25 protein-coding genes are annotated in these 26462 nt (G+C 68.0%); 13 read left to right on the top strand and 12 right to left on the bottom strand.

What is annotated here, in order from left to right; all coding sequences use genetic code 11:
- Positions 1 to 26: 26 nt before the first annotated feature.
- The 4 genes from ACFULV_RS13390 to ACFULV_RS13375 are packed head-to-tail and all read left to right on the top strand — an operon-like array spanning position 27 to position 4001.
- Complete coding sequence (locus ACFULV_RS13390) at positions 27 to 1397, top strand: ABC transporter substrate-binding protein (RefSeq protein ID WP_378627254.1); 1371 nt, start codon at positions 27 to 29, stop codon at positions 1395 to 1397.
- Positions 1394 to 2251: a metallophosphoesterase gene (locus ACFULV_RS13385; RefSeq protein ID WP_378656235.1), complete on the top strand. Its 858-nt coding sequence runs from the start codon at positions 1394 to 1396 to the stop codon at positions 2249 to 2251. Before ACFULV_RS13390 ends, ACFULV_RS13385 begins: the two co-directional genes overlap by 4 nt.
- Positions 2252 to 3199 (top strand): carbohydrate ABC transporter permease, encoded by a 948-nt coding sequence (locus ACFULV_RS13380; RefSeq protein ID WP_378656232.1) that lies wholly within the window; start codon positions 2252 to 2254, stop codon positions 3197 to 3199. It abuts the gene before it with no gap.
- The gene (locus tag ACFULV_RS13375) at positions 3189 to 4001 is read left to right on the top strand and encodes a carbohydrate ABC transporter permease (protein ID WP_378627251.1); all 813 of its coding nucleotides are present in this window, start codon (positions 3189 to 3191) and stop codon (positions 3999 to 4001) included. Before ACFULV_RS13380 ends, ACFULV_RS13375 begins: the two co-directional genes overlap by 11 nt.
- A 9-nt stretch (positions 4002 to 4010) precedes the next feature.
- On the opposite strand, the gene ACFULV_RS13370 is transcribed toward ACFULV_RS13375, so the two are convergent.
- The 8 genes from ACFULV_RS13370 to ACFULV_RS13335 form a co-directional block, all read right to left on the bottom strand.
- Positions 4011 to 4940, bottom strand: coding sequence for a LysR family transcriptional regulator (locus ACFULV_RS13370; RefSeq protein ID WP_378627250.1), 930 nt, complete (start codon positions 4938 to 4940; stop codon positions 4011 to 4013).
- Between the two features lie 107 nt (positions 4941 to 5047).
- Positions 5048 to 5719 carry an O-methyltransferase gene (locus ACFULV_RS13365; protein WP_378656229.1) on the bottom strand — a complete coding sequence of 224 codons (672 nt, stop codon included), beginning with the start codon at positions 5717 to 5719 and terminating at the stop codon, positions 5048 to 5050.
- Positions 5720 to 5766: 47 nt separating this feature from the next.
- Positions 5767 to 6747, bottom strand: a complete 981-nt coding sequence (locus ACFULV_RS13360) for a hypothetical protein (protein ID WP_378656227.1) — start codon at positions 6745 to 6747, stop codon at positions 5767 to 5769.
- Positions 6748 to 6749: 2 nt separating this feature from the next.
- Positions 6750 to 7079 (bottom strand): type VII secretion target, encoded by a 330-nt coding sequence (locus ACFULV_RS13355; RefSeq protein WP_378627246.1) that lies wholly within the window; start codon positions 7077 to 7079, stop codon positions 6750 to 6752.
- A gap of 109 nt (positions 7080 to 7188) precedes the next feature.
- Complete coding sequence (locus tag ACFULV_RS13350) at positions 7189 to 7734, bottom strand: YbaB/EbfC family nucleoid-associated protein (protein ID WP_378656225.1); 546 nt, start codon at positions 7732 to 7734, stop codon at positions 7189 to 7191.
- A 143-nt stretch (positions 7735 to 7877) separates the two neighbouring features.
- Positions 7878 to 9599 carry an urease subunit alpha gene (locus ACFULV_RS13345; protein WP_378656223.1) on the bottom strand — a complete coding sequence of 574 codons (1722 nt, stop codon included), beginning with the start codon at positions 9597 to 9599 and terminating at the stop codon, positions 7878 to 7880.
- Between the two features lie 57 nt (positions 9600 to 9656).
- Positions 9657 to 9968, bottom strand: a complete 312-nt coding sequence (locus tag ACFULV_RS13340; protein WP_378627242.1) for an urease subunit beta — start codon at positions 9966 to 9968, stop codon at positions 9657 to 9659.
- 9 nt (positions 9969 to 9977) lie between these two features.
- Positions 9978 to 10280 (bottom strand): urease subunit gamma, encoded by a 303-nt coding sequence (locus ACFULV_RS13335; RefSeq protein WP_101467224.1) that lies wholly within the window; start codon positions 10278 to 10280, stop codon positions 9978 to 9980.
- 246 nt (positions 10281 to 10526) lie between these two features.
- Here ACFULV_RS13335 and ACFULV_RS13330 point away from each other — a divergent pair, with 246 nt between their 5' ends.
- Positions 10527 to 11129 (top strand): exonuclease domain-containing protein, encoded by a 603-nt coding sequence (locus tag ACFULV_RS13330; protein ID WP_378656221.1) that lies wholly within the window; start codon positions 10527 to 10529, stop codon positions 11127 to 11129.
- On the opposite strand, the gene ACFULV_RS13325 is transcribed toward ACFULV_RS13330, so the two are convergent.
- Both ACFULV_RS13325 and ACFULV_RS13320 read right to left on the bottom strand, forming a co-directional pair.
- Complete coding sequence (locus ACFULV_RS13325; protein WP_378628326.1) at positions 11126 to 11509, bottom strand: PaaI family thioesterase; 384 nt, start codon at positions 11507 to 11509, stop codon at positions 11126 to 11128. The two genes, ACFULV_RS13330 and ACFULV_RS13325, sit on opposite strands and share 4 nt — an antisense overlap.
- A 268-nt stretch (positions 11510 to 11777) precedes the next feature.
- Entirely contained in the window at positions 11778 to 12482 is a 705-nt protein-coding gene (locus tag ACFULV_RS13320) for a TetR family transcriptional regulator (RefSeq protein ID WP_378656218.1), read from the bottom strand.
- 82 nt (positions 12483 to 12564) lie between these two features.
- Here ACFULV_RS13320 and ACFULV_RS13315 point away from each other — a divergent pair, with 82 nt between their 5' ends.
- Complete coding sequence (locus tag ACFULV_RS13315) at positions 12565 to 13758, top strand: FAD-dependent monooxygenase (RefSeq protein ID WP_378656216.1); 1194 nt, start codon at positions 12565 to 12567, stop codon at positions 13756 to 13758.
- A 143-nt stretch (positions 13759 to 13901) separates the two neighbouring features.
- Positions 13902 to 14414 (top strand): L,D-transpeptidase, encoded by a 513-nt coding sequence (locus ACFULV_RS13310; protein WP_378627236.1) that lies wholly within the window; start codon positions 13902 to 13904, stop codon positions 14412 to 14414.
- A 45-nt stretch (positions 14415 to 14459) separates the two neighbouring features.
- Here ACFULV_RS13310 and ACFULV_RS13305 read toward each other — a convergent pair whose 3' ends face one another.
- A complete protein-coding gene (locus tag ACFULV_RS13305) occupies positions 14460 to 15365 on the bottom strand; it encodes a MerR family transcriptional regulator (protein WP_378656214.1) in 906 nt (301 codons plus the stop codon).
- A gap of 70 nt (positions 15366 to 15435) precedes the next feature.
- On the opposite strand from ACFULV_RS13305, the gene ACFULV_RS13300 reads away from it, so the two are divergent.
- On the top strand, positions 15436 to 16056 hold the full coding sequence (locus tag ACFULV_RS13300; protein ID WP_378656211.1) for a maleylpyruvate isomerase family mycothiol-dependent enzyme: 621 nt from the start codon (positions 15436 to 15438) through the stop codon (positions 16054 to 16056).
- Between the two features lie 133 nt (positions 16057 to 16189).
- Here ACFULV_RS13300 and ACFULV_RS13295 read toward each other — a convergent pair whose 3' ends face one another.
- Entirely contained in the window at positions 16190 to 17758 is a 1569-nt protein-coding gene (locus ACFULV_RS13295) for an MFS transporter (protein ID WP_378656208.1), read from the bottom strand.
- A 177-nt stretch (positions 17759 to 17935) separates the two neighbouring features.
- Here ACFULV_RS13295 and ACFULV_RS13290 point away from each other — a divergent pair, with 177 nt between their 5' ends.
- The 5 genes from ACFULV_RS13290 to ACFULV_RS13270 all read left to right on the top strand — a co-directional run bounded on the left by ACFULV_RS13290 (position 17936) and on the right by ACFULV_RS13270 (position 26390).
- Positions 17936 to 21172, top strand: a complete 3237-nt coding sequence (locus ACFULV_RS13290) for a BTAD domain-containing putative transcriptional regulator (RefSeq protein ID WP_378656205.1) — start codon at positions 17936 to 17938, stop codon at positions 21170 to 21172.
- A 93-nt stretch (positions 21173 to 21265) separates the two neighbouring features.
- Positions 21266 to 21430 (top strand): hypothetical protein, encoded by a 165-nt coding sequence (locus ACFULV_RS13285; protein ID WP_378656202.1) that lies wholly within the window; start codon positions 21266 to 21268, stop codon positions 21428 to 21430.
- Positions 21427 to 21939, top strand: a complete 513-nt coding sequence (locus tag ACFULV_RS13280) for a pyridoxamine 5'-phosphate oxidase family protein (protein WP_378627227.1) — start codon at positions 21427 to 21429, stop codon at positions 21937 to 21939. The genes ACFULV_RS13285 and ACFULV_RS13280 overlap by 4 nt, the downstream gene beginning before the upstream one ends.
- A gap of 1986 nt (positions 21940 to 23925) precedes the next feature.
- The gene (locus tag ACFULV_RS13275) at positions 23926 to 24963 is read left to right on the top strand and encodes an alpha/beta hydrolase (RefSeq protein ID WP_378627226.1); all 1038 of its coding nucleotides are present in this window, start codon (positions 23926 to 23928) and stop codon (positions 24961 to 24963) included.
- Entirely contained in the window at positions 24960 to 26390 is a 1431-nt protein-coding gene (locus ACFULV_RS13270) for a wax ester/triacylglycerol synthase family O-acyltransferase (protein ID WP_378656199.1), read from the top strand. Before ACFULV_RS13275 ends, ACFULV_RS13270 begins: the two co-directional genes overlap by 4 nt.
- The last annotated feature ends 72 nt before the right edge of the window (positions 26391 to 26462 follow it).

Below are 26462 nucleotides of genomic sequence, written 5' to 3'. Positions count from 1 at the left end.
ACCCCGATGAGAAGGATAGAACCACGATGAAACGCACACTGCCCGCGCTGGGCGTGGTGTTCACCGCCGCCCTCGCCCTCACCGGTTGCGGCCTCGGCACCACCGGGTCCACCGACGCCACCTCCACCGCGCAGATTCCCGAACTGGCTGCCGACCAACAGGTTTCGATCGTCTTCGAGTCCTACAGCTACGGCGTGGCGGGCGCCTGGACCGACACCTTCAACGCCCTGATCGCCGACTTCGGCGCCAAGCACCCCAATATCAAGGTCACCGCGCAGAAGCCGCAGGGCAACAGCCCCAACCCGGCCACCGACACCGTCTCCAGCATCCAGAACCAGATGGTGGCGGGCACCCCGCCCGACGTCGCCCAGCTCGGCTTCTCCGACCTGGACTTCACCATCCACCAGCTCAAGGCCAAGCCGCTCGACCAGCTGGTCGGCGCACCGGAAGTCAAGCAGAACTTCGACGGCGCCCGCCACGCGTACGCGCCCCGGGCCCGCACCCTCGACGACTGGGACGGCCACACCTACGGCGTTCCGTTCGTCTTCTCCACGCCCGTCCTGTATCTGAACGCGTCGCTGTTCACCGAGGCCGGTCTCGATCCCGCCAAGCCGCCCACCACCTGGGACGAGGTCACCACCGCGGCGAAGGCTATCGCCGACCGCACCGGCAAGGGCGGGGTCTACATCGACTGCCTGACCAAGACCGCCAAGGACTGGTGCTTCCAGTCGCTGGTGCGCTCCAACGGCGGCCGCGTGATCTCCGAGGATCGCAACACCCTCACCTTCGCCGACGCGCCCGCCGTCGAGGTCACCAAGATGGCGCAGAACCTCGTGAACAGCGGCAGCATGCCCAAGCTCAATCAGAAGCAGGGCTACGAGGCGTTCGGTCGCGGCGAGATCGGCATGATGCTCGAAACCAGCGCGCTGCAGAGCGTTTTCGTCACCGGGTCCAAGGGCAAGTGGGACCTGCGTTCGGCGCCGATGCCCGGCTTCGGCAGCAAGCCCGCCATCCCCACGAATTCCGGTGCGGGCCTGCACATCCTGTCCAACGATCCCGCGAAGCAGCGGGCCGCATGGGAACTGATCAAGCACCTGACCAGCGAGGATTCCTACAAGAAGATCGCGCAGAACATCGGCTACCTGCCGCTGCGCACCGGTCTGCTCGAAGAAGCAGGCGGGCTCAAGGACTGGGCCGACCAGAACCCGCTGCTGCGCCCGAACGTCGCGCAGCTGGCGAACATGGAGCCGTGGGTGTCGATGCCGGGCAACAACTATCTGCAGATGCGTGACGGCATGATGGACGCCGTCGAGGCCGTCGTGTTCCAGGGCGCCGACCCGCAGTCCACGCTCACCGCCGCCCGCACCGCGGGCACCGAACTCATGCCGAAGTCATGAGCGGGCTGACGATCGTCCAGATCACCGATACCCACCTGCGGCCCGAGGGCGAACTGCTCCACGGTGTCGACACCGCCGCCAATCTGACCGCGGTGCTCGACCGGCTGCGCGAATTCGGGCAGCGCGTCGACGTGCTGATCTTCTCCGGTGATCTCAGCGACAACGGATCACCCGAGGCCTACCGGCGGTTGCGGACCGCGGTAGAACCCGTCGCGGCCGAACTCGGCGCCGAGATCGTCTACGCGATGGGCAATCACGACGAACGCACCGCCTTCGGTGCCGAACTGCTCGGCCGCGACACGGTGGACCCGGAGCTTCCGCACGACCAATGTGTCGAGATCGCGGGCGTGCGGATCATCGTGCTGGACAGCACCACACCGTTCCAGCACGACGGCAAGCTCGAACCGGAGCAGCTGGCCTGGCTGGCCGAGGAACTGCGCACCCCCGCCCCGCACGGCACCGTGCTGGTGGTGCACCATCCGCCGCTGCGTTCCCCGCTGGCCACCCTCGACTTCCTCCGGCTCAAGGATGCCGAACAGCTGGCCGAAGTGGTGGCGGGCACCGATGTCCGGATGATCCTGTGCGGACACAACCACCTCACCGGCGCGTCGGCGCTGGCCGGGATCCCGGTGTGGATCGGTCCCGCGGCGGCCTACCGGGTGGACCCCATGGCACCGGCGGGCAGGCACCGCGGCTTCGTCGGCTTCGGGTTCAGCCGCATCGACGTGTTGGAGTCGACTGTGCTGGCCACCGCGATCGACGCCGCTCCGGCGCCGAAGGTCTATGACCGGCCGGAGTCGGAAATGCTCGAGCAGATCGCGGCGATCGTCGCCGCGCGGGCGGCGGTGCGGTAGATGTTCGTCATCGATGCGCCGGCGTCGCCGGTACCGCCGGTCGCGGCGACACCGGTGCGCCGGCGCCTCACCCGCCGCCATGTGGCCCGGTTCGTCGCGCCCTACCTCTACCTGAGTCCGGCGCTGTTCCTGCTGGTGGTGTGGACCTATCAACCGCTGGTGCAGGCCCTGCAGCTGTCCACCTACTCGTGGAACCTGCTGCCGACCGCGCCGATGACACCGGTGGGCACCGCGAATTACGAACGGCTGCTGGATCTTCCGCCGTTCTGGGGCGCCCTCGGTCGCACCGGGACACTGATCCTGGGCCTGTTGCCGTTCACGGTGGTGCTGCCGGTCGTGATCGCGATGGCGAGCCGACGGGTCACCGGTCGGGCGCGCACGATCTATCAGGCACTGGTGTTCGCGCCGTTCCTGGTCGCGCCGGTCGCGGCGGCGGCGGTGTGGCGCTGGTTGCTGCATCCGGGAACGGGCTTCCTCGCCCAGGTGACCGGTTCGGACCGCAACTGGGTGTACGAGACCGCGACCGCGCAGGGCGTGATCATCGCGATCACCGCCTGGCACCTGATCGGCTTCGCGGTGCTCGTGGTGTGGGCAGGCTTGGCCGGAATCAGCGGCGACTACGACGAAGCGGCCAGGGTCGACGGCGCCTCACCCGGTCAGATCCGGCGCTGGATCACCCTGCCGCTGCTCTCGCCCACCGTGCTGTTCCTCGTCCTCACAACCGTGTTGCTCAGTCCCACACTGACTTTCCCGCTCATCGACTCGATGACCCAGGGCGGTCCCGCGCAGGCCACCACCAACATCTACTACCTGCTCTGGGACTACGCCTTCCACAGTTTCGACGCCGGTCTGAGCGCCGCGGCCGGTGTGCTGCTGTTCGTCGGCTTCGGTCTGGTGGCCGCACTGCTGGTCTGGATCTCGGAAAAGGTTGCTGTCCATGACGATTGAACGACTGCGCGGGCTGGGCAGCCATCTGCTGCTCGCCGCCACGGCACTGGTCTGCGTGTTCCCGATCTACTGGCTGTTCGCGACGTCGCTGCGCCGACCCGAGGACGTCACCTCGCTGTCGCCGATCCCGTGGCCCCTGTCGACGGCCAACTACCTCGACGCGGCGCAGAAGGTCGACATCGCCGGTCTGATCGCCAACACGTTCTTCGTCGCGGTGCTCTCGGCGGCGGGCCAGCTCCTCATCGCGTTGCTGGCCTCCTACGCGTTCGCCATCTACACCTTCCCGCTGCAGAAGCTGCTGTATCTGGCGTTCGTGGGGGTGTGGCTGGTGCCGTTCCAGGTGACGATGCTGCCCAACTACATCCTGCTCAACCAGCTGGGCCTGATCAACACCCTGATCGGCGTCGTGCTGCCGACGCTGTGCTCGGCGCTGGCGGTGCTGCTGTTGCGCCAGCACATGTCGGCGTTCCCGAAAGAGCTCATCGCCGCCGCGAAGATCGACGGGCGCTCGTCGTGGTCGATTCTGTGGACCGTGGTAGTGCCGAACCTGCGACCCGCACTGGCCGCACTCGGCATCCTGCTGTTCATCAACGCGTGGAACGAGTACTTCTGGCCCGCGGTCGTGCTGCGTCAGTCCAACAGTGTGCTGCAGCTCGGACTGCGTAGTTTCATGGGCACCGAAGGTGATCAGTGGGGACCGATGATGGCGCTGGCGGGTCTGGCCTGTCTGCCGGTGCTGCTGCTGTATCTGGTGCTGCAGCGCCACATCGTCAATGCGTTCGTGCGGTCGGGACTGAAATGAACGACGACTTCACGCCGTCAGAACCTGGTCGTCGGCCAGGGCAGGTGCCGTGGACGCGAGACAGTCCAGAAACATCGCCACCGCCGGATTCTGTTCGTCGGCCCGCCACACCACGTGCAGATCCAGGGTCGGGACCGGATCGACCAGTTTCACCGCAACCGGGTCGGTGTCCGAGGACCCCATACCCGCCGACACCGCCCGCGGCAGCGAGGCGAATCCGACCAGTGGGCGTACCGAGACGATGTGGGCGGTGGCGCCCGGATCGTCGGCGATCTGGGTGATGTTCAGCGAGATCCGGGTCTGCGCGGCCGACCGCAGGATCGCGTCGTACATCGCCGGACACTGATCGCGGGCGAACAGCACGCAGTCCTGATCGCGCAGTTCGGCGAACGGCACGTGCGAGCGGTGGGCCCAGCGGTGCTGCCTGCCGACCACCGCCACCAGCGGTATCCGGTGCAGCAGACGCCGGTACCGGAAGTCGGCGGTGCTGGGGTGGCCGTAGACCATGGCCAGGTCGAGGGATCCGTCGGCCAGCGCGGCCAGCTGCGGCCCGGTTCGCTTCTCCCACAGCGACACCGAGATGCCGGGGTGGCGGTCGGTGAGCTGGGCCAGCGCGTCGGGCAGGATGTGCTTGCTGGCGGGCAGGTTGTAGCCGACGTTCAGGCTGCCGGCGCGACCGGCGGCGGTCGCCTTCGCGGCCTGGGCGGCCCGGTCGAGCTGGGCGATGATCTGGCGGGCCTGCAGCTCGAACTCCCGGCCCGCCGGTGTCAGCCGCACCTCGTGCGAATTGCGCGCGACCAGCTGCACTTCCAGGGACTTCTCCAGCTTCTGCAACTGAGCGCTCAGGCTCGGCTGCGTCAGATGCAGGCGCTGCGCCGCCCGTCCGAAATGCAATTCCTCGGCGAGCGCGATGAACGAGACGAGATGACGGAATTCCATGATGGCGGCTCCTGAAGTCGAACAGTCCCACGCTAGCGGCAGCGAACAACCTCCCGATGAATCCCGGACGCCCGGCAATGACCCTGCGCATTACCGGGCGGTGAAGATCAGGAATTCGGGCCGTTCACCACGGCGTAGGCGAATCCGTCCCACCCTTTCGCGCCGACGGTCTGGATGACGGTCGCGTCGACACTCGGTTCGGCGGCGAGCAATTCGATCAGGTCGCGGCTCGCTCGAGCATTGGGATCCTCGGTCTGCTCGTCGGCCACCGCGCCCGCGCGCACCACGTTGTCGACGATGATCACCGAGCCCGGGTGGGTCAGGCGCAGCGCCCACTGCACGTAGTTGGAGTTGTTGACCTTGTCGGCGTCGATGAAGACCAGGTCGAACGGTTCGGTCAGATCCTCGGCGACACCGGGCAGGGTGTCGAGGGCCGCGCCCACCAGGATCTCGACGCGCTCCCCCACGCCGGCGCGGTCGAGGTTCTCGCGCGCGACCTTGGCGTGGCGGGGTTCGAATTCGAGGGTGACGACAAGACCACCGTCGCCGACCGCGCGCGCCAGCCACTCGGTACTGTAGCCGCCGAGCGTGCCGATCTCGAGCACCCGGCGCGCTTTCGCGGTGCGGGCCAACAGGTTCAGCAGTTTGCCCTGGGGTGGGGAGACGTCGATGGCGGGCAGCCCCGCATCGGCGTTGGCGGTGAGTGCGGGCGCTCCCTCGTCACCGACGAGCGTGGTGACGAGGTAGCTGTCGACATCGGCCCAATCGTTGATCGTCATACACGCAGTCTGCCACCGAGCACGGGCCGGGCCGGCTTCCTCGGCCGCTACTTCGCGGTCTCGACCTCGGTCACGCCCTGGATGATCTTCACCGCGCTCTGCGCCAGCATCTTCGTATCGATCAGCGCCTGCGCCAGTTTCACCAGCATCTGCGAGACCGTCACCGTGGCCAGCGAGATGTCGAGCAGCGCCCTGGCGATGAGCGCGGGGGTGGCGGTTCCGGCGGAGGCGATGAGCAGTGCGGTCATCTCGGCGAGCATGCCGGCGAGATTGCTCAGGATCTCGACCACGATCTCGCGCACTGTCTCGACGATGCCCTTCATCGCCGCGTTGCACTCCGACAGCACCTCGGCGACGGCCGCCTTCTCGGCGATCTTGCCCGTCAGCTCGGTCGCGGTGGCCACGTAGGCTTCGGCGGCGGCGCCTGCCCATTCACCGATTCCGCTGTCGAGCGCGGTAGCCCACTCCTGCGCGGTGGTCGTCAGACTCTCGGCGATCGCCTTCCACGAATCCGAATACGCCTGGACCATATCCGGGCTGCCGGTGATCGATTCCAGTGATTTGCGCATCGGTTCGACGTGCTCGAGCATCCAGCTCATCAGTTGCGAACCGAGGAAGTTGAACGGGTCGAACTTCGCCAGTGTGGAGGTGCCCTTGATCGCCTTGCTGAACATCGTCGCCGCCGACGCCCAATCACCCGCGGTACCGGCCGCTTTGGAGATGGCGTCGACCTTGGTCATGATCGACCCGTCGCCGGTCATCGCGTTGTAGAGGCCGAGGCCGTTCTCCCAGGTGTCACCCTGGAGCGTGCCCTTCATGATGCCCGCGTCGGGTTCGTCCCCACCCGTCGGCCGGCCCACGTTGCTGAACAGGAAGTTGCTTTCCTGATAGTAGGTGTCCCGATAGTCGACGCCGTCTTGGAGCAGGTCGTTCTCGGGAGCTTCGCCGTCGTCGAAGGTGCTCACCGTGCCGGGCAGGACGGTGTGCTCGTTGAGGAACGTGCCCGCCGCGTTGGGTCCGTCGGCCATGGTCAGACGTTCCTTTCGATCTCGGCGGTCTTGCCCGTCAGATCGCCGGCCCGGGTGGTGTCACACGTTTCGAAGGTGTCGGCGGCGGTGCGGAGTTTGCCCGGCATCTCCGTGGTCAGGGTGTCGAGCTGCGCCAGTGCCTCGGTGATGTCGTCGTGGAGCGAGTTGAGGGTGCTCACCGCGTACGGCTTCACGAGCAGGCCGTAGCCGTCGTCGGCATGGGCGAGATAGTTCGCCGCTTCGAGCGCCTTGGCGACCCCGCCGGACACGCCGTCCACCGAGCAGGCCTGTGACCTGATCGCATCCAGATTCACATTCACCAGACTGGTCACGCAGAATCCCTCCTCCGGCGAACTCGGTCGAGTCCGCAGCTCTCGATCTAGTTGGACGCGCCCCGACCCCGTTCGGTTCCCTCGAATGTGTGCCGGGTTGTAGCGGTGGCTACTGCAACCAGGATTTGCGCTGGTAGAACATGTCCTCGTCGGACGGCTCCTCGGGCGCGACAACCCGATCACGGTCGGGTTTGCGGGTGGCGGGAGCCTCGGGCGCGGACGGCCACGATGCGATGGGTGCGGCCGCAGCGGCGGGCGGCGCCGAGGGCGGCACGGGCGCCGGCGAGGTCGGGTCGAGGTCGGGGAACCGGTCGCTGTACTGGCCGACGATCGCCGCCCCGGCCTCGTCGGTGCCGACCGTGTCATGGACCAGGCCGGTGACCTGATCACGCAGGCGCGCCTGGGCGCGATGCGTGCAGGCCATGAGTTCGGTCGCCACGGCGGTGGGATCCATGCCGCGCACGGCGGCCGCCAAAGTGATCGCGGTGGTCGAACCGTTGGCGTCCACGGTGACGCTGATCCGGCCGTCGGCCGAGGTATCGGTGACGCTCACCGCTGTCATCTTGGCGTGCAGCTCCTGGTAGCGCTGCGCCTTCTGTTCCAGGTCCTGCGCCCAGCGCGACAGGTCCGCGGCGGCGTTGTTCAGGTCGTCCATGCTGTGTTCCCCTCCCGCCGGGGTCCCCGGCGCTGTGCGGCGGAAGGCGTGCCGAAACCCGCCCCGCTCGGATCGCGACGAGCCTAATGGACACAGCCGCGACAGCGTTCGTCAGCCCGGCACGGACGCAGCGAAGGCGGCGGTCAGAAAAGGAAGTAGCGCTGGGCCATCGGGAGTTCGGTGGCGGGTTCCTCGGCCCAGACTTCGCCGTCGATGCGGACGGTGAAGGTGTCGGGGTCTACTTCGATGTGGGGCATGGCGTCGTTGTGGGGCATGTCGGCCTTGGTGACGCGGCGAGCGTTCTTGACCGGCACCAGCTTTCGGCGCACGTTCAGACGGTTCGCGAGGCCGTCGTCGATGGCCTGTTCGGAGACGAAGTGCAGGGAGGTCGCCGCGGCGGCCGGGGCCGCGGCCCCGAACATGGGGCGTGGGAGCACGGGCTGCGGGGTGGGGATGGAGGCGTTGGCGTCGCCCATCGCGGCCCAGGCGATCATGCCGCCCTTGAGAACCGCGTGCGGCCGGACACCGAAGAACGCCGGTTCCCACAGCACCAGGTCGGCGAGCTTGCCGACCTCGATCGAGCCGATCTCGTCGTCGAGCCCGTGCGAAACCGCCGGGCAGATGGTGTATTTGGCGATATAGCGCTGCACGCGGGCGTTGTCGGCCGCGCCGTCACCGGGCAGGGCGCCACGGCGACGTTTCATCACGTGCGCGGTCTGCCAGGTGCGCATCACCACTTCACCGATGCGGCCCATCGCCTGGGAGTCCGAGCCGATCATGGAGATGGCGCCCAGATCGTGCAGGAGGTCTTCGGCGGCGATGGTAGACGGGCGGATCCGCGATTCGGCGAAGGCCAGGTCCTCGGGGATCGACGGACTCAGGTGATGGCACACCATCAGCATGTCGAGGTGCTCGTCGAGGGTGTTGACGGTGTGCGGCCGGGTGGGGTTGGTGGAGCTGGGCAGCACATTGAGATGGGAAGCGACAGTGATGATGTCGGGTGCGTGGCCGCCACCGGCACCCTCGGTGTGGTAGGCGTGGATGCCGCGGCCCGCGATGGCGGCGAGGGTGTCCTCGACGAAACCGGCCTCGTTCAGCGTGTCCGAGTGCAGTGCCACCTGCACGCCCGCCGCGTCGGCGACGGTGAGGCAGGCATCGATCGCGGCCGGGGTGGAGCCCCAGTCCTCGTGCAGTTTGAAACCCGAAGCGCCGCCGCGCAATTGCTCCCACATCGATTCCTGGCTGACCGTGTTGCCCTTGCCGAGCAGCACGATGTTCATCGGCCAGTGGTCCAGGGATTCCAGCATCCGCGCCAGGTGCCAGGAGCCCGGCGTGACGGTGGTGGCCTTGGAACCCTCGGCGGGGCCGGTGCCGCCGCCGATGAGGGTGGTGATGCCGCCGCCGAGCGCCTCGTCCATCAGCTGCGGGCAGATGAAGTGGACGTGGCAGTCGATGGCGCCCGCCGTGAGAATTCGGCCGTTGCCCGCGATGATCTCGGTCGACGGGCCGACGACGAGGGCCGGGTGCACGCCCGACATCGTGTCGGGGTTGCCTGCCTTGCCGATACCGCAGATGCGGCCGTCGCGGATGCCCACGTCGGCCTTGATGATGCCCCAGTGGTCGATGATCACGACACCGGTGATGACGGTGTCGGGTGCGCCGTCGGCGCGGGTGGCGCGCGACTGGCCCATCGACTCGCGCAGCACCTTGCCGCCGCCGAACACCGCTTCCTCACCGGCGAGTCCCGGTCCGCCACTGCGGTCTTCGGTGATCTCGACGATCAGGTCGGTGTCGGCCAGGCGAATACGGTCGCCGGTGGTCGGCCCGAACAGTTCGGCGTAGCGGGCGCGGCTCAGTTCGGTCATCGACTCTCTCCCGGACGTCGCGGCGAGCGGGCCGCCGCGCGATAGTTTTCGGTCAACTCAGGCATCCAGGTGCCCCGGCGGGTTCATGCTGATGCCGTAGACCTCGCGGGTACCGCCGAGCGGAACCAGCGAAATCCGCTGCGGCAGACCGGGTTCGAATCGAACCGCCGTGCCTGCGGGAATATCCAGCCGGTGCCCGTGGGCGGCCTCACGGTCGAACTCCAGCGCGGCGTTGGACTGCGGGAAATGCACGTGGCTGCCCACCTGAACGGGGCGATCGCCGGTATTGACCACATCGAGCTCGACGCGCACCGCGCCCGCGTTCAGTTCGATCGTGCCCTCGGCACAGAGGTATTCGCCGGGAATCATGGGTCTCGCCTATCCGATCGGGTGGTGCACGGTGACGAGCTTGGTGCCGTCGGGAAACGTCGCCTCGACCTGCACGTCGTGAATCATCTCGGGCACCCCCTCCATCACATCCTCACGGGTGAGCACCGACCGCCCCGACGACATCAATTCCGCCACGGTCCGCCCGTCCCGTGCTCCCTCGAGCACGTGATCGGTGATCAACGCGATCGACTCCGGATGGTTCAGCTTCAACCCCCGCGCCTGCCTGCGGCGCGCCAGCTCGGCCGCATAGCTCAGCAGCAGCCGTTCCTGCTCGTGCGGCGACAGGCGCATACGTTCTCTCCTCGGCGGGTGGTGGTCGGTGAGCGACATTCTGGCACGTCCCGCGGCCGCGCGGCGACCGCCGCCGAGCGCGACCGGGGACGACCCCGAGGCGGTTAACGAGATGTTAACGATGGGTCCAGGATCGGCCCGGGAACGGCCGACTCACCGGCCGAGTGGCGGGTGCGCCTGTGCCACGGATCGCCGCGCCACGAATATCACTGGAGCACACCATGACGCGCCCGTACCGTCACCCCCATGAACGATTGGACCGGCCTGCTCAACGTGGTCGACGTGGAAGCCACCTGCTGGGCGGGCGACCCGCCCGCCGGACAGGTCAACGAGATCATCGAGATCGGGATCACCGTGGTCGATCTCGCCACCCGGACCAGGGTGAGCAAGCACGACATCATCGTGCGCCCGACCCGGTCCACGGTGAGCGATTTCTGCACCGAGCTCACCACTCTCACCCAGCGGCAGGTCGACAACGGTGTCGAGTTCGGTGAGGCGTGCCGCCGCCTGGCCGACGAGTTCGCGGCAGGCGAGCGGCCGTGGGCGAGCTGGGGCGACTACGACCGCAAACAGTTCCGCACCCAGTGCGCGGCCACCGGCGTCGACTACCCCTTCGGCCCGGAGCACACCAACGCCAAGCAGGTCTTCGCCGAGTCCTACGACCTGCGGCGGCGCCCCGGCATGGACCACGCACTCCGGATCGCCGACATCCCCCTCGAAGGCACCCATCACCGCGGTGACGACGACGCGTGGAACATCGGCGCGCTGGTCGTCGAGGTGCTCGGCCGCGGCGGATGGCGGGTCACCACCGTCGATCGACCCGAGGGCTATCGACGGAGGGACCGCTAGGCGGCGAGATTCTGGAGGCGGACCTGGCCGCGGGCGACGGTGCGACCTTCCGCGTCGGTGATGACGACGACCCAGAGCTGCTGGCTGCGGCCGCGGTGGATGGGGGTGGCCTCGGCGGTGAGGAGGCCCTCGCGGACCGCGCGCAGGAAGTCGGTGTTGTTGTTGACGCCCACGACCGAACCACGCTCGCCGAACCAGACGCCGCCGCCGACGCTCGCGAGAGTTTCGATGATGGTGCAGTAGACGCCACCGTTCTGGATACCCGCGGGCTGGTGCAGTTCGGGGCGCACCTGCCATTCACCGCGGACCCGGTCTGGGCCGACTTCGGTGTAGCGCAAGCCGATGAGGTCGGTGAAGGTGCCTTCGCTGGCCTTGGTCATCAACTCGGGGGTGACATCGGCCAGGGACAGGGGCGTTTCGCTCATACGGTCCGGTTTACACCATCCGAAACGGCGCTCGGCAGCCGGTAAGACGTAGCGGCGGGCTCCGTCTCGAAAACAGAGCCCGCCGCGGCAGGATGGCGGAGTCGACCGCAGCCCTCGGGACCACCGGCTCATCCGTACGCCGAGATCAGAGTAGGTCAGGCTTACCTAAGTCGTCAAGTGCGCACGCAATCGTCTCATTAATGTCTCATAATTCGTCTCATAATTAGTCCTTGAGATACCGATACACGGTTGCTCGCGAGACGCCGAGGGCGGCGGCGATCTCCGAGGCGCTACGGTGCTCGACCCGGCTCATCCTGCGCGCCGCGGCTACCCCCTTCTCATCGAGCAGGGTGGGCCTACCACGGTGCGCCACAACAGTATTCGCTTCGTCGGGGTACAGCAGATCCACCCCCGCCAGCACTTCCGCACGCAGGGCAGCCGGCGATTCGTCCGCGAACAACACCACCGGGTCGCTGAGCACGCCCAATGCCTGCACGGCGCGCACGCGGTCGGACAGCGTCGGATTCGGTCCCGCCACCAGCACGTTCGCTGCCAGCACCAAGTCGCGGAACCGCTCGAAGGTGCTGCCCGACGCGGCGAGCGCGAGATCGTTGACGTTGAGGCGCAGCAGATATCGATGCTCGATGTAGACCTCGAGAATGCCTTCGAGAGCCTGCCTGCGAGCGATCCGCGGATCGGGGTCGGCCGCCGCGGCCACGGCGTCGGCGAGGGCGACGAGCAGCGGCTCGGCCAGTCCGGCGAGGATGTCGTACTTGCTCGGAAAGTGGTAGAGGACACCGGCCTTGGAGATGTCCAGCTGGTCGGCGATCGCCCGCACCGTCGTGCGGTGGTAACCGTGCGCGCCGAACAGATCCATCGCGACGGCAAGGATGCGCTCCCTGGTGCCGACCGCTGCGTCATCACTCATCGGCGCATTCTATCCCTTGACTGACCACCGGTCAGAAGCTTACCGTGGAAACTGACCAACGGTCAGTCACTGAGGAGTCGCCATGTCGACCAGTCCCCGCATTCTCATCTCCGGCGCCAGCATCGCCGGGCCCACTCTCGCCTACTGGCTCGCCCGCCAGGGGTTCCGTCCCACCGTCGCCGAACAAGCTCCGGCGCTGCGCGCGGGCGGCAACGGCGTCGATCTGCGCGGCGCGGCGGTCGGTATCGCCGAATCCATGGGGGTGCTGCCCGCGTTGCGCGACCTCGCCACCGATATCCGGGCGCTCACCTTCGTCGATGCCGAGGGACGACGCGTCGCCGGTATGCCGACCAGCACCTTCGACGAGCCCGGCGATATCGAGGTGATGCGCGGCGACCTCGCCCGCGTTCTCTACGACGCCACCGCTCACGACGTCGACTACCGCTTCGGCGACACCGTCGACACCATCACCCAGGACGGCGACGTGGTGCAGGTGAGTTTCGCCGGTGGCACCGGTGCGGAGTTCGACCTGGTCTTCGGCGCCGACGGATTGCATTCGCGGGTGCGCAATCTCGCGGTGCTGAGCGAGGCCGAGGCGGCGCACCCGCTCGGCATCGGCTTCGCGACCGCCACGGTGGATGTGAGCTTCGGCGCGCGGCGGGAGGTGACGCTGCACAACACGCCGGGCCGCGTCGCCGGAGTGTATCGATCCGGCGATCACCGAGACGCGCAAGCGTTCTTCGCGTTTCGCACAGCGCGTGAGTTCGACTTCCCGCGCGACAGGCCGTCACAGATCGAGCTACTGCGCGAACAATTCGCCGGCGCTGCCTGGGAAATCCCGGCCCTGCTCGACGCCGCCACCGCCGATCCGACGTTCTACCTCGACGCGATGACGCAGATCCGCATGCCGAACTGGTCGCGCGGCCGTGTCGGTCTGGTCGGCGATGCCGCCTACTGCCCCACCGCGTTCTCCGGTTCGGGCGCCGCCCTCGCCATCGAAGGCGCGCATCGTCTCGCCACCACCCTCGCCGAAAGCTACGGCCACGCCGCCGCCTTCGCCCGCTACGAACACGACTTCCGCCCGATCGTGCGAGCTCGCCAGCGTTCGGTCGGCCCCGGCAGCGCCATGCTCGTCCCCGCCACGAACACCGGGATCTGGCTGCGCAACCAGCTCACCCGGCTGATGGTGTTGCCACCGCTGGCGGCCCGCGTGTTCCGGGCGAACCCTCCCGCGGCGGCCCGGGTCGATCCGCTGCGGCGCGTGACGCGCCGGTAGCCCGGCCCTGGGCTTGCTCAACACGATCGTAATACTCCATGATCGCTGTACCTCTATGTTTCCGAGGCTTGTGTCGATGGTGAAAGCTCATGTTCTGGGCGTACGACGACCAGGGGTGGGCGCGGCGAGAGAGGCAAGATTTCGTGAGTAGTAGTCGTATTCCCCGATGGGCCGTGCAGGCGGCGATGTGCGCGGCGGTGGTCGGGGCCGCGGTCACAGCACCCGTTCAGGCCGAACCACTATGGCCCGGCGGGCCCGATGTGCCCGGCGTGCCCGCCATCATTCCCGCCCCGCCGCCGGAGCCCGTGGTGGCCCCGTGCAGCGAGAAAGCCCGTGCGTGCCTGCAGTTGTCGACCAACAACGCGTGGTTGATGGACAACGGCAAGGTCACCTTCGGGCCGAGCCCGATGTCCCACGGCCGCCCCGGTTACGAAACGCCGCCCGGAGTCTTCAAGGTGGCCTTCAAGAAGCCGTTCCACTGGAGCACCCTGCACAACGCCCCCATGGAGTACGCGGTCTTCTTCAACGGTGACATCGCATACCACATCGGACCCACCGAGGAGCAGTCCCACGGCTGCATCCGCCTGACTCCGGAAGGCGCCAAGGCACACTACGAGTGGCTGGAGCCGGGCGACATCGTCGAAGTCGTTCCCTGAGTTCTGCGTCGTGAAAAAGGGAGGCCGTTCATCGGCCTCCCTTTTTCACGTCACCGAGGCGGTGAGGGCGTCGACGAGCCAGAGTTGGGTGGTGCCGGAGGTGGCGGCTTCGCCGGTGAGAGTTGTTGTGAGGTGCCAGTATCGGCGGACTCGCTGGTCTGCGCCCGCGGCGTCGACGAGGAGTTGGCGGCGGAAGGACGGGGTGTCGTGGCGGTCGCGGGCGGTCGCGTGGATCGCGACGTAATGGTCCAGTTCAGGGCCGGGGCGGGGTGGCTGGCCTGCGGTGACGAGAGGTGCGACCGCGACGCAGGCATCGGCTACGTCGAACAGGAGGCGGCGTTCGTCGCGGATGCCGGGGGTGCTGCGGTGGCGGATGGTGTCGTACACGGCGGTGGCGGTCTCCGGATCCGATACCGCGGCAATCAGTTCCGCGTAGGCGAGGAGGTGTTCGGGGTGGGCGTCGGGTGCCAGCTCGGGGACGTTCATGCTGAGGAAACCGTCGATGGCCGCGGCCGGTAGCGGGGTGAGTTGGCGGCGCCAGAACGTGACGAGCACATCGTGGGCCGCTCGCGGGTCCACCACGGCGGCAAGCAGATTCAGGTGTTCGTCCTGCCGGTCGGGAGCGGCCGATTCGACGGCGCGCAGGAGCGCCCGGCGACGGTTCAACGCGTCGAGTTCGTCGTCGACGGCGACGCGTTCGGTCGCGATCACCTCGGCGAGCGAGCGGGTGCCGTCGAGCACGTCCTCGATCGACGCGAGTCCGATGCCGAAGGAGCGCAGCCGGCGAAGCAGCACCAGCCGGTCGACCGCGCCGGGTTCGAACACTCGATGTCCGGTGGGCGTGCGCGCCGCGTCCAGCAGGCCCGCATCGCAGTAGTACCGGACTGTTCGTACCGCGACGCCGGTCCTGGTGGCGAGCTCGCCGATCGTCAGATATGTGATGTGAGTCACTTTCGCTGGCACCTCCACCTCGGTGGAACTCCTACGGTACCGAGGACGCCCACGCGAAGGAGAACCGACGATGACCGGACCGGACACGAGGAACGACACGATCTGGCAGGCGGTGGCCGACGAACGCACCACCCTGGTCGAATTGCTGCGCGGCCTGCCCGCATCGGCATGGGACACCGCGTCACTGTGCGAGGGGTGGCGGATCCGGGACGTCGTGGCCCACCTGGTACTGGCCACCCGCGTCACGGTCGCGGCCTTGCTGGTGAACCTGATCCGCGCTCGCGGCAACACCGACCGCCTCATCCATGACACCGCTGTCCGGCACGCCGACCGGACACCGACCGCCGAGTTGCTCGCCGAACTGCGCGCCACGATCGACTCCAGGGTCATCCCGATCGGCACCACACCGATCGATCGGCTGATGGATCTGCTGGTGCACGGGCAGGACATCGCCGTTCCGCTCGGCATCGACCGGGTGATGCCACCTACGGCAGCGCAACTCGCACTGGACCGCGTGTGGACGATGGGCGCACCTTTCCACGCGCAGAATCGGCTGGCCGGATACTCGTTGCGAGCCACCGACAGCTCCTGGACCGCGGGCAACGGCACACCGATCACCGGTACGGCGGCAGAGCTACTGATGGTTGTCACCGGCCGCACCTCCCCCGATGAACGAGTCGACCGGCGGTAGTCGCCGACGCACAACTGCGGGATCCTCGGCGAAGCCCTTCGAAATACTTTGTAGGGCAACGAATTACAGCGATCCGCAGCACCCGGCGAACCGGTGCTGCGGACCGCTGTCGGTCGGCGAGATTTCGCGACCGTCAGACAGCGACAGTGGTTCGCTCGGCGACACCGCCTGCTTCCGTAACCTCCGTTGTCTCCGGCACCGAGGTCGCCCCCGCCGGGATCCGCCGCAGCAACGCCACCGCCAGCACCGCACCGGCTGCCGAGAGCACCGCGGCGGTCCACGCGGCGGCGTTGAGTCCGTTGGTGAACGCTTCCCGAGCAGCCAGTACGAGCGAATCGGCGAGGCCGGCGGGCAGCGACCCGGCCGAACTCAGCGCTGCAGGAAGGGTTTCCGAGGCGGCTCCCTCCGCATCGGACATATCGGCGCGGTAGATGGCCGCGCCAACGCTACCGAGTAGCGCGACGCCCAATGCCACGCCCAGGTCGCTGGCGGTGCTGTTCACGGCCGAGGCCGCGCCTGCCTTCTCCGCCGGGGCCGCACCGATGACCAGGCCCGGGATCAGGGCCATCGCCGGGGCGATGCCCGGGTAGAGGACGTAGAAGCCGACGATGAGCAGCGGTAGCCCGGCAACGCTACCGACCTGGGTGAGCACCAGGTAGCCGACGGCCGAGACTGCCAGGCCCGCGGCGATGAGATAGGCGGGACGAACGCGGCGAGCGAGAGCGGGGGTGACGGTGGAAACGACGACCAGGCCGATGGCGGCGGGCAGAATCCACAGCCCGGCCTGCAGCGGCGACTGGGCCGCGACCAGCTGCAAGTACTGGGTGAACAGCAGGTACACCCCGCCCAGGGCGACGGCGGCCAGCATGTACACACCGAGCGACCCACTGAACGTGCGATTCGCGAACAGTCGCACGTCGAGCAGCGGATCGGCCAGGCGCAGCTGCCTGCGGACGAAGACCACCGCGAACACCACACCAGCGAGCAGCGTGAGCAGCGATTCGGCGGCGAATCCGGTCTCGGCCAGCTTCTTCACGCCGTAGACGAACGGCAGCAGCGCGGCCAGCGACAACGCGACACTGATCGGATCGAGTCGACCCGCGCTCGGCGCACGGTATTCGGGAATCAGCACCGGTACCGCGGCAACGACGACCAGCATGACCGGCACACCGATGAGCATCGACGCACCCCACCACAGCGAGGCGAGCATCAGACCGCCCAGCAGCGGCCCGAGCGCCACACCCGCCGACACCGACGCGGCCCAGAGGCCGATGGCGGTGGCGCGCTGCCTGTCGTCCCGGAACATGGTCGTGATCAGCGACAATGTGGCGGGCATGACGGCGGCCGCACCGAAGCCCATCACCGCCCGGGCGGCGATCAGCAGTTCGGGGCCCGGCGCGAACGCGGCCAGGATCGAGGCGGCGCCGAACAGCACGGCCCCGGCCAGCAGCAGCCGGCGGCGGCCGAGCCGGTCACCGAGGGTGCCCATGGTGACGAGGAAACCGGCCATCACGAAACCGTAGATGTCGTTGATCCACAGCAGCTGACCGCTGCTCGGCGACAGGTCGGCGGCGATATACGGGGTAGCGAGGAACAGCACGGTCATGGTCAGGAACAGCAGGACCGTGGGCAGGAGCAGGACCGCGAGTCCCAGCCATTGGCGGGTACCTGCCCGCTCGGGGACATCGGTGAACTCGGACATCAGGAGTTTCCCTTCGAGGACGATTCGAACTGGGACCGACAGTGCCGGGCCGCGCTTCAGGAACCCTTCGGGTCGACTCCAGACGACCTCGAGCGGTTGTCCGGCGCGATGGTCGAGGCGCCGCGCCGCCCGCCGTGCGCCGTCGGGCCGGCGAACGGGCCGTTTAGGGTGGGTGACATGCGTTTCGGAGTGCTCGGTCCGTTGGCGGTCTGGACCGACGGGGGACAATCCGTCCGGGTTCCAGAGCTCAAGGTGCGGGTTCTGCTCGGCGCACTGCTGGTCGAACCGGGCCGGATCGTGCCCACCGACCGGCTCGTCGAGCATCTGTGGGATACGGCCCTGCCCGCCAACCCCGCTGGTTCGTTGCAGACGCGAGCCTCACAGTTGCGCCGGGTTCTCGGCGACGCCGAGGTGGGCGGGCGCGAGCTGCTGGTGTCGCGCTCCCCCGGCTACCTGCTCGAGGTCACCGACGGCTCGGTGGACTCCCAGGTGTTCCAGCGATTGCTCCACCGGGCGCGCGCCACCGACGACACCGCCGCTCGGGCAACGCTTCTCGCCGAAGCCCTGGCGTTGTGGCGGGGCGAGGCCCTGGCCGACCTCGCCGATCACGAGTTCGCGCGGATCCCGGTGCTGCGGCTGGAGGAACAGCGGCTCACCGCTGTCGAGGAACTCGCGCAGACCCGGATCACGCTCGGCGAACACGATCAGGTCGCCGACGAACTCGGTGAACTCACCGCGCTCCATCCGCTGCGGGAACGGTTACGCTCGGCCCACATGCTGGCGCTGTACCGGTCGGGTCGGCACGGCGAAGCCCTGGAAACCTACCGTCGGCTGCGCGAACACCTCGCCGAAGAGCTCGGCCTCGATCCCAGTCCCGAGCTCACCGCATTGCATCGTGCTGTGCTGGAACAGGATCCGGCTCTCGGTGCGCCCGCGCGGCCCGCGCCCGCGGCACCGGTGACACCGCGCCGGAACCTGCCCGTGCCGCCCACCTCCCTGATCGGGCGCGCGGACGATCTCGCCGCGGTCGAGGCGCTGATCGGCGCCGAACGGCTGGTGACGCTCACCGGGCCGGGCGGTGTCGGCAAGACCCGCCTGGCACTGGCCACCGCGGCCGCGCATCCGGCGCGCGACGGCGTGCTGTTCGTCGAGCTCGCCGGACTGTGCCTGGGCACCGACACCGACAGCGCGCTGACGACGGTCATCGAAGTCGTGGCGGGCGCCTTCGATGTCCGTGACGATTCGGCCGGTTCGAGCCCGTTCCCGGTGCCCGGCAACGGCTCTCAGCTCGACCATCTCGCCGAGGCGGTGCGGGCCAAGCAGGTGCTGCTGGTGCTGGACAACGGCGAGCACGTCGCCGACGCGGCCGCCACGGTGGTGTCACGGCTGCTCGCCGCCGCACCGGAGCTGCGGGTGCTGGTAACCAGTCAGGTGCCACTGAATATCGCGGGCGAGCACATCCGGCCGGTGGCACCGCTGGCCCTGCCCACCGCACCCGCCGCCGGACCGGGGTCGAGCGAGGTGGAAACCTCGCCTGCCGCACAGCTTTTCGTCGAACGGGCCCGCTCGAGCGCGCCCGGCTTCGCTGTCACCGACGACAATGCGGCGGCGATCGCGACGATCGTCACCCATCTCGACGGCCTGCCACTGGCACTGGAACTGGCGGCGACGCGAGTCCGCGCGCTCGGGGTGCACGTGCTCGCCGAACGGATCGAGGACCGTTTCACGCTGCTGTCGTCCGGCTATCGGGACGCACCCGATCGCCAGCGCACCCTGCGTGCGGTGATCGACTGGAGCTGGGAACTGCTCGACGATCCCGAACGTGCTGTGCTGCGGCGGCTTTCGGCACACGCCGACGGCGGCACGCTGGAATCGGCCGAGGCCGTCTGCGCCGGTGGCGACATCGCGGGCGCCGAGGTCGCGGAGTTGCTGGCCCGTTTGGTCGACCGCTCCCTGATCATCACCCCCGCCACCGATACCCGCCCGCGCTACCGGCTGCTGAAGTCGGTCGCCGCCTACGGTGCGGACCGATTGCGCGACAGCGGCGAGGAATCCGACACGCGGCTGCGCCATCTCGCCTACTACCTCGCGTTCGCCGAACTGGCCGACCAGCACCTACGCACCGGTGACCAGCGCCGCTGGCTGTCCCGGCTCGATGCCGAATCGGCCGACCTGCGACGGGCACTCGAGACCGCCCGTGCCGCGGGCAGATCCGAGGACGCGCTGCGGTTGGTCAACGCCCTCGCCTGGTACTGGGTGATGCGGGGACGACTCGCCGAGGGCATCCGGTCACTCGACATCGCCGTCGCGGTATCCGGCAAGACCGCGCCCGCCGCACGCCGGGTTGCCCTGTTGTGGCGCGGCGCTCTCGAGATCGGCGCCGGCCGTACGGTCGATGCTCTGCCCGCCCTCGCCGAGCGACCCACACCCGCCGAACTGCGTGCCCGCTGGTACCTCGCGCACGTCTACTCCGGATTCGCCGCCCACCAGGGCATGGACGACGCGGCCGACCTGCGAAACGCCTTCGCCGACAACGCCGATGACTGGGGCGTCGCGGCGGCCTCGGTGTCGCTGGCGCGCGACGCCTTCGCCCGCGGCGACCTGATCGGCCTGAGCGCGCACGCCCAGCGGAGCCGGGATCTGTTCGCGAAGGTGGGCGATCGCTGGGGCCAGGCCATCGCCGGATTCCTGCTCGGCAGCCACGCCGAGGTGACCGGCGACCTCGACGCCGCCCGTGACCACCACCGCGGCGCGCTGGCCACCGCCGAGGAACTCGGTCTGTGGACCGAAGTCGGCGAGCGGCTCACCTCGCTCGGCCGGATCGCACTGCTACGCGGTGAGCTCGACCGCAGCGCCGAACTGCACGAACGGGCCCGTCGGGTGGCGGTCGACCAGGGACACCTCGTCGGGGAAGAATCCGCGGTACTCGGGCTCGGTCTCGTCGCGCGCCGCCGCGGCGACCTGGCGGCGGCGCGCGAGTACCTCGGCACCTGGCTGGACTGGCATCTGCGGGCGGGGTCGCATTTCGGTGCCGCCCTGATCCTCGCCGAACTGGGCTTCACCGCCGAACTCGCCGATGACGCCGGCGAAGCCGAACGGCAGCACCTGCGTGGACTCGCCTGCGCCCTGCGCACCGGCGACCCCCGTGCCCACGCACTCGCGCTGGAAGGCCTGGCCGGAGCGCGGTCGCTCGCCGGATCCTCGGCCCACGCCGCGCGGCTACTCGGTGCCGCCGACGCACTGCGCCGGTCCACCGGCGCCCCGCTGCCCGAGGCCGAACGCGGCGACGTCGACCGCATCGAGGCGCGCATCCTCGCCGACATCGGAGCGAACCAGTTCGCCGACACCCTCGCCGAGGGTGAGCGAACCGAACCCTCGACCCTGCACCTCGCGGAAGTCCCGAACCGGCCCTGAGCTCACTGCGGACACCGTCGACCGACCTCGATCGCCCGACCACCTCGAGTAGACCCTGAGTCCGTCCGAAGCCCACCCGGGCACGGTGAATCCATGACTCACACCGTGACCGACAGCCCCGATCTCCCGGTGACCGACCACGTCCGCCGCTACCTCGCCACCGTCGGGCGTGACGGCTTCCTCGACGGCGGCACCACCGACCTCGTCCTCACCACCGTCGGCCGCCGCGCCGGTGCACGCGTGGAGGATCAGCAGTGAGCAACCGCACCCGCGCCCACGTGCACACGTTCGCCGATATCAAGCCCGACTTCGACGCCATCGTCGGCGCCGTCAACTACGCGACCATGACCACCGTCGACGCCAAGGGACGCCCACGGTCGCGCGTCCTGATTCCGGTGTGGGAAACCGATTCCGACCACCCGGCCGGCTGGCTCGGAACCTACCGCACGCCGGTGAAGGCCGCCCATATCGCGGGGAATCCGCATGTGACGTTTTCCTATTGGAGCCCGGCACAGAACACCGTCGCCGTCGACGCGGTCGCCGAATGGACCGATGATCCCGGCGAGCGCGCACACGTGTGGGATCTGTACCGGCACGGCAGTCCACCCGGTGCCGGCTACGACCCCGGACAGTTCTGGCAGGGCGCCGACGACCGGGCCTTCCAGGTACTTCGCCTCACGCCGTGGCGCATCCAGGTGCTGCGGCGACAAGATCTGGTCAGCGGAATTCCGGCACGTCTCTGGCGGGGCAAACTCCAGGGGGATTGACAGATCCGGCGGCGAACGTGGCCGTTCATCGTCGGATCTGACGGGATTGGACGTCCGTACAGGTCACGGCTCGATCCTTCGTGACAGGTACCAATACCCACCGGCACTTCCATCAGGAAGGATCTCTGCCCGAATTGCACGAATCGGACGATTTCCTTGCCGTAGGAAATGAGCGGAGCTACGTTACCCCCATCACAACAGAGATCTGATTGTGATCCACATTCCGACCGACGGTACGACCATTTTCCGGCGGAATGCTTACCGATCATGCAAGGAGATTAACCATGGGTTCGCTGACGGAAATAATGATGGCCGCAATTGCGGGACTGGGTTCCATGGTCGAGGGCGACGGCCTTCTCGCAGCCTTCCTCGGCTCGGTCGAGGCCTTCTTCCCGTAAACGCGCCGCCCGACCAACGATAATTACTTCATCACCCGAGGAGAAGACACAATGGGATCCCTGTACGAATTGATGGCGACCGGCGCAGGCAGCTTGAGCGACGCCGTCCTGCCTTTCATTCAGGCGCTGATCACGGTCAGCGGCGGGACGCCGACGCCGGGTAAGTAACACACGGTGACACAGTCGGGGGCGGGCCGTTGACGGTCCGCCCCCGACCCATTCGTACCTACTACCCCCGCCAGGTGTCAACGCGTCATTTCAATAGCTGATCGACATGATTCACGCCAGGTCCGTCTCGGAAAAAAGAGGACTGCCGACGTCGGCGCGATCGCCGGACATCCAGTACCGAGGCGAACCACTCGACAACAGGCAGCTACGAAGCTACGGCCGTTTCGCCCGATGCGGCCAGAACCCCTCATCGAAGAACCTCACGCCGCAAGCCACAGTCTCCACTCACCCAGACTCACAGAGCAGCCGCTGATCAGACTACCCAGCATCGTCATCAATCCCCCTTGACGAACTTGCGGCGAACGAGGACGTTCACGGTGGAATCCTGGTTTACTGTGCCAGACAGTCGCGGTAACTACAGGTCACACGCAGTCCGGCCGACAGTGATGGCAACCGCTGAGCAGCTTCCATCAGGAATGAAAAAAATGAACGATTCACGATGAGTGAAACATCGCCTTGCCACACATCTACGACGGCGCTACGTTACCGGCATCACATCAGTTACCGATGATGAGAGCCACCCGAACCGAGGGACCACCCCAGTTCCGGGGGCTGGACAACAGCGCAAGGAGATACACCATGGGCTCATTCGATGAGCTGCTACTCGGCGTCCTGGGCGGAATGGCGTCCGCGAACTCGGGCGACCTCCTGCTCGGGACTTTCCTGGGCTCGGTGGAAGCGTTCTTCCCGTAACCCCGACCACTCGTCGGCATCGTCGATTCAGCCCAGATGCTGAATTTCCCCATATTCAGGAGTAACACGTGGGATCCTTTTACGAATTGTTCGCGACGGGCATGGCCAGCCTCGGCAACGGCGCGCTGCCGTTCGTCGACGCCCTGATCAGCCTGAGTGGCGGCACGCCCCTCGGCGGCGCATAGCCACCGAGTGGGCAATCGCCGTCGATTCCCGACATCATCGCAGCGGTTTATCCAGCTGTGATCAGACCTTTCACACGAGCAAGGAGATTCACGATGGGTTCATTGACCGAGATCATGATGGCCGCGATCGCCGGACTGGGTTCCGCGGCCGAAGGCGACGGCCTGCTCGCCGTCTTCCTGGGTTCGGTAGAAGCCTTCTTCCCGTAAACCCGGCCCGCATCGGCACTTCGGCTCGTTCACCGAGCCTGATCCACCTCATCACCAGGAGTTAGACATGGGTTCCCTCTACGAACTGATGCAGACCGGCGCCGGCAGCCTCAGCGACGCGGCTCTGCCCTTCATCCAGGCGCTGATCAGCGTGAGCGGTGGCACGCCCACCCCGGGCAAGTAGATCCAGCGCAGGTAGTTCAGCGCGGTACGGGGTCGGCCACGGTGTGGCCGGCCCCGCTTCCGCCCCGAGAAGTCAGCAGGCTCGCAACACCATGAAGAACGAAATGCTCCGCGCGATCATGTCGGCCGTCTGCGTCCTGGCTGTGGCCTCGACGCCCCTGTTCGTCGACCGCGCGCAGGCTTCGGCCGCGCCCGGCGCGCGCCTGATGAGCCAGACGCAGTCCGGCCAGGTCGCCGACATCAGCGTCTACTCCCCCGCCATGGATCGCACGATCGCCCTGCGGGTGCTCCGGCCGGTCGACACTTCGACCCCGGCACCGACGCTGTATCTGCTGAACGGCGCGGGCGGCGGCGAGGATTCGGCCAACTGGCCCGGTCAGACCGATGCCGGTGGGTTCTTCGCGGACAAACACGTCAACGTCGTCATCCCGATGGAAGGCGCGTTCAGCTATTACACCGACTGGCAGCGACCCGACGCCGGCCTGGCGAAGAACCTCGAGAACAACGGCAACAACATGTGGACGACGTTCCTCACCCGGGAGCTGCCGCCCGTGATCGACGCCGCCTTCGGCACCAACGGTGTCAACTCCCTCGCCGGTATCTCGATGGCGGGAACCTCGGTCCTCGATCTCGCGATCCAGGCGCCCGACCTGTACCGCAGCGTCTCCGCGTACAGCGGGTGCGCGATGACCAGCGATCCGATCGGCCGCGCCTTCGTCTCCCTCGTCGTGCGGATGGGCGGCGGCAACACCGAGAACATGTGGGGTCCCGAGACCGACGCCGCCTGGCGCGAGCACGATCCCTACGTGCAAGCCCATCGTTTGCCGAATATCCCGATCTATATCTCGGCGGGCACCGGATTGCCGGGACCACACGACACGTTGTCGAATCCGCGCGTGCACATCAACGGAAAGAATCCGACTTCGATTCTCACGAATCAAATGCTCGTCGGCGGTGGCATCGAAGCCGCGACGGCGTATTGCACCGCGAATCTGGCTCAGCGCACCCGAGAACTCGGCCGCACGAATATCACCTACAACATCCGACCGACCGGTACCCACTCGTGGGGCTACTGGGAGGACGACCTGCACGCCTCCTGGCCGATGATGGCGACAGCACTGGGCATATGAGCGCCGAACTCCGGGTGGGCTCCCGGCGACTGAGTCCGCGCGACGCGGTGTTCGTCTACGACGAAACCGACCGGCACCTGTCGAACATCGTCGCGGTCTACTTCGCCGACGCGTCGGGCCACGCCCCGCTGACGATCGAGCAGGTACTGGACTGGGCGCGCGCGAGCATCGGGCACGCGGAACTGTTCCACCGGCGCTTGCGGCGCGTCCCGATGGACCTCGACCTGCCGTACTGGGAGCCCTACCCGACCCTGTCGGTGCGCGACCACGTCAGCCTGGAGGTCGCGGCTTCGTGGGACGACGCCCGCGCCCGGATCGCCGAGATCACCTCCGCCCGGATGGATCTGACACGACCACCGTGGGAGATCCATGTTCTGGACCGGGTCGACGGCGTACCGGCGATGCCGGGCACGACCACCGTCGTGGCGCTGAAGTTCCACCACAGCGCCGGCGACGGCGTGGCGACCCGGGCACTCGAGGGGCGGCTGTTCGGCACGGAACCCGCGCCCGCGATCCGGCTCGACGAGGCGCGGCCGCTGACCACCGCCGTGCGCACTGCGGGCGCGCTCGCGGCGGCGCCGGTGCGCTTCGTCGCCGGTCTGCGCCGGGCGCGGAAGGCGCAGGACGAGCTGCGGGCCCTGATCGATGCGGGTACCGTCCACGATCCCGTCGCCGAGCGCCCGGCCACCCGGTTCAACCGGGACATCCACGCGGAGCTCACCTTTCACCTGTCACCGATTCCGATGCCGGAGGTACTCGCCGCCAAAGCCGCGGCGCCCCACCGGGTCACGATCAACGACCTGATGCTCACCGCGATCTCCGGCGCACTGGCCGCCTACCTCGCCGAACACGACGAAACGCCCGACGGCGCGCTGGCCGCCATGGTGCCGATGTCGATGCGCGGTGTCGCCGAATGGGATTCGGCGAATCAGCTCAGCCAGATGATCGTCGACCTGCACACCGACATCGTCGACCCGATCGAGCGGCTGACCGCGATTCAGCGGTCGGCGAGCCGCGCCAAACAGCGCACCGCCGACCCGGTGGTGCAACGCACCGACCGGCGGGTGCAGACCGCACCCGCGCTCCTGCTGCGCGCCGCCGGATGGGCAAGGGCGCAACGGCGTTTCGACGACGCGGCGACAGTGCCGTTGTGCAACACCACGATCAGCAATGTGCCGCCGGTGACCGACACGCTGGTCTTCTGCGGCAGGCCGGTTCGCCGCGCGGTCGGGTCACTGCCCATCCTCGACGGCGACGGCCTGCGTCACCTGATCACCTCGCAGGGTGACGAGATCGTCATCGCGGTCACGACGAACGCCACGATGATGCCGGACCCGGAGCATTACGGCGAGTTGATTCTCGCCTCGTTCCGCGCACTTGCCGCCGCCCTGCACGCCCTCGGGAAAGTGGCGCCTACCAGCGCGTGAGCGGCGGCCGCCCGACCGAGCCCGCATACGCGATCACCGAATTCGCGCGGCGGATACCGGCATGAGATCCTG

The sequence above is a fragment of the Nocardia sp. NPDC057272 genome, assembly GCF_042668615.1.
In the GTDB taxonomy this organism is placed as follows: Bacteria; Actinomycetota; Actinomycetes; order Mycobacteriales; family Mycobacteriaceae; genus Nocardia.
This window is presented reverse-complemented; position numbering and strand designations above follow the sequence as displayed.

Coding starts and splice junctions, on each gene's coding strand:
- ACFULV_RS13325 (WP_378628326.1), bottom strand. CDS start 11,509: ATGACCAAGGCCAGCGAAGGCACCTTCACCGACCTCATCGGCTTGCGC.
- ACFULV_RS13390 (WP_378627254.1), top strand. CDS start 27: ATGAAACGCACACTGCCCGCGCTGGGCGTGGTGTTCACCGCCGCCCTC.
- ACFULV_RS13335 (WP_101467224.1), bottom strand. CDS start 10,280: ATGCGCCTGTCGCCGCACGAGCAGGAACGGCTGCTGCTGAGCTATGCG.
- ACFULV_RS13370 (WP_378627250.1), bottom strand. CDS start 4,940: ATGGAATTCCGTCATCTCGTCTCGTTCATCGCGCTCGCCGAGGAATTG.
- ACFULV_RS13275 (WP_378627226.1), top strand. CDS start 23,926: ATGAAGAACGAAATGCTCCGCGCGATCATGTCGGCCGTCTGCGTCCTG.
- ACFULV_RS13330 (WP_378656221.1), top strand. CDS start 10,527: ATGAACGATTGGACCGGCCTGCTCAACGTGGTCGACGTGGAAGCCACC.
- ACFULV_RS13385 (WP_378656235.1), top strand. CDS start 1,394: ATGAGCGGGCTGACGATCGTCCAGATCACCGATACCCACCTGCGGCCC.
- ACFULV_RS13375 (WP_378627251.1), top strand. CDS start 3,189: ATGACGATTGAACGACTGCGCGGGCTGGGCAGCCATCTGCTGCTCGCC.
- ACFULV_RS13315 (WP_378656216.1), top strand. CDS start 12,565: ATGTCGACCAGTCCCCGCATTCTCATCTCCGGCGCCAGCATCGCCGGG.
- ACFULV_RS13285 (WP_378656202.1), top strand. CDS start 21,266: ATGACTCACACCGTGACCGACAGCCCCGATCTCCCGGTGACCGACCAC.
- ACFULV_RS13365 (WP_378656229.1), bottom strand. CDS start 5,719: ATGACGATCAACGATTGGGCCGATGTCGACAGCTACCTCGTCACCACG.
- ACFULV_RS13360 (WP_378656227.1), bottom strand. CDS start 6,747: ATGGCCGACGGACCCAACGCGGCGGGCACGTTCCTCAACGAGCACACC.
- ACFULV_RS13345 (WP_378656223.1), bottom strand. CDS start 9,599: ATGACCGAACTGAGCCGCGCCCGCTACGCCGAACTGTTCGGGCCGACC.
- ACFULV_RS13340 (WP_378627242.1), bottom strand. CDS start 9,968: ATGATTCCCGGCGAATACCTCTGTGCCGAGGGCACGATCGAACTGAAC.
- ACFULV_RS13295 (WP_378656208.1), bottom strand. CDS start 17,758: ATGTCCGAGTTCACCGATGTCCCCGAGCGGGCAGGTACCCGCCAATGG.
- ACFULV_RS13300 (WP_378656211.1), top strand. CDS start 15,436: ATGACCGGACCGGACACGAGGAACGACACGATCTGGCAGGCGGTGGCC.
- ACFULV_RS13290 (WP_378656205.1), top strand. CDS start 17,936: ATGCGTTTCGGAGTGCTCGGTCCGTTGGCGGTCTGGACCGACGGGGGA.
- ACFULV_RS13380 (WP_378656232.1), top strand. CDS start 2,252: ATGTTCGTCATCGATGCGCCGGCGTCGCCGGTACCGCCGGTCGCGGCG.
- ACFULV_RS13270 (WP_378656199.1), top strand. CDS start 24,960: ATGAGCGCCGAACTCCGGGTGGGCTCCCGGCGACTGAGTCCGCGCGAC.
- ACFULV_RS13320 (WP_378656218.1), bottom strand. CDS start 12,482: ATGAGTGATGACGCAGCGGTCGGCACCAGGGAGCGCATCCTTGCCGTC.
- ACFULV_RS13350 (WP_378656225.1), bottom strand. CDS start 7,734: ATGGACGACCTGAACAACGCCGCCGCGGACCTGTCGCGCTGGGCGCAG.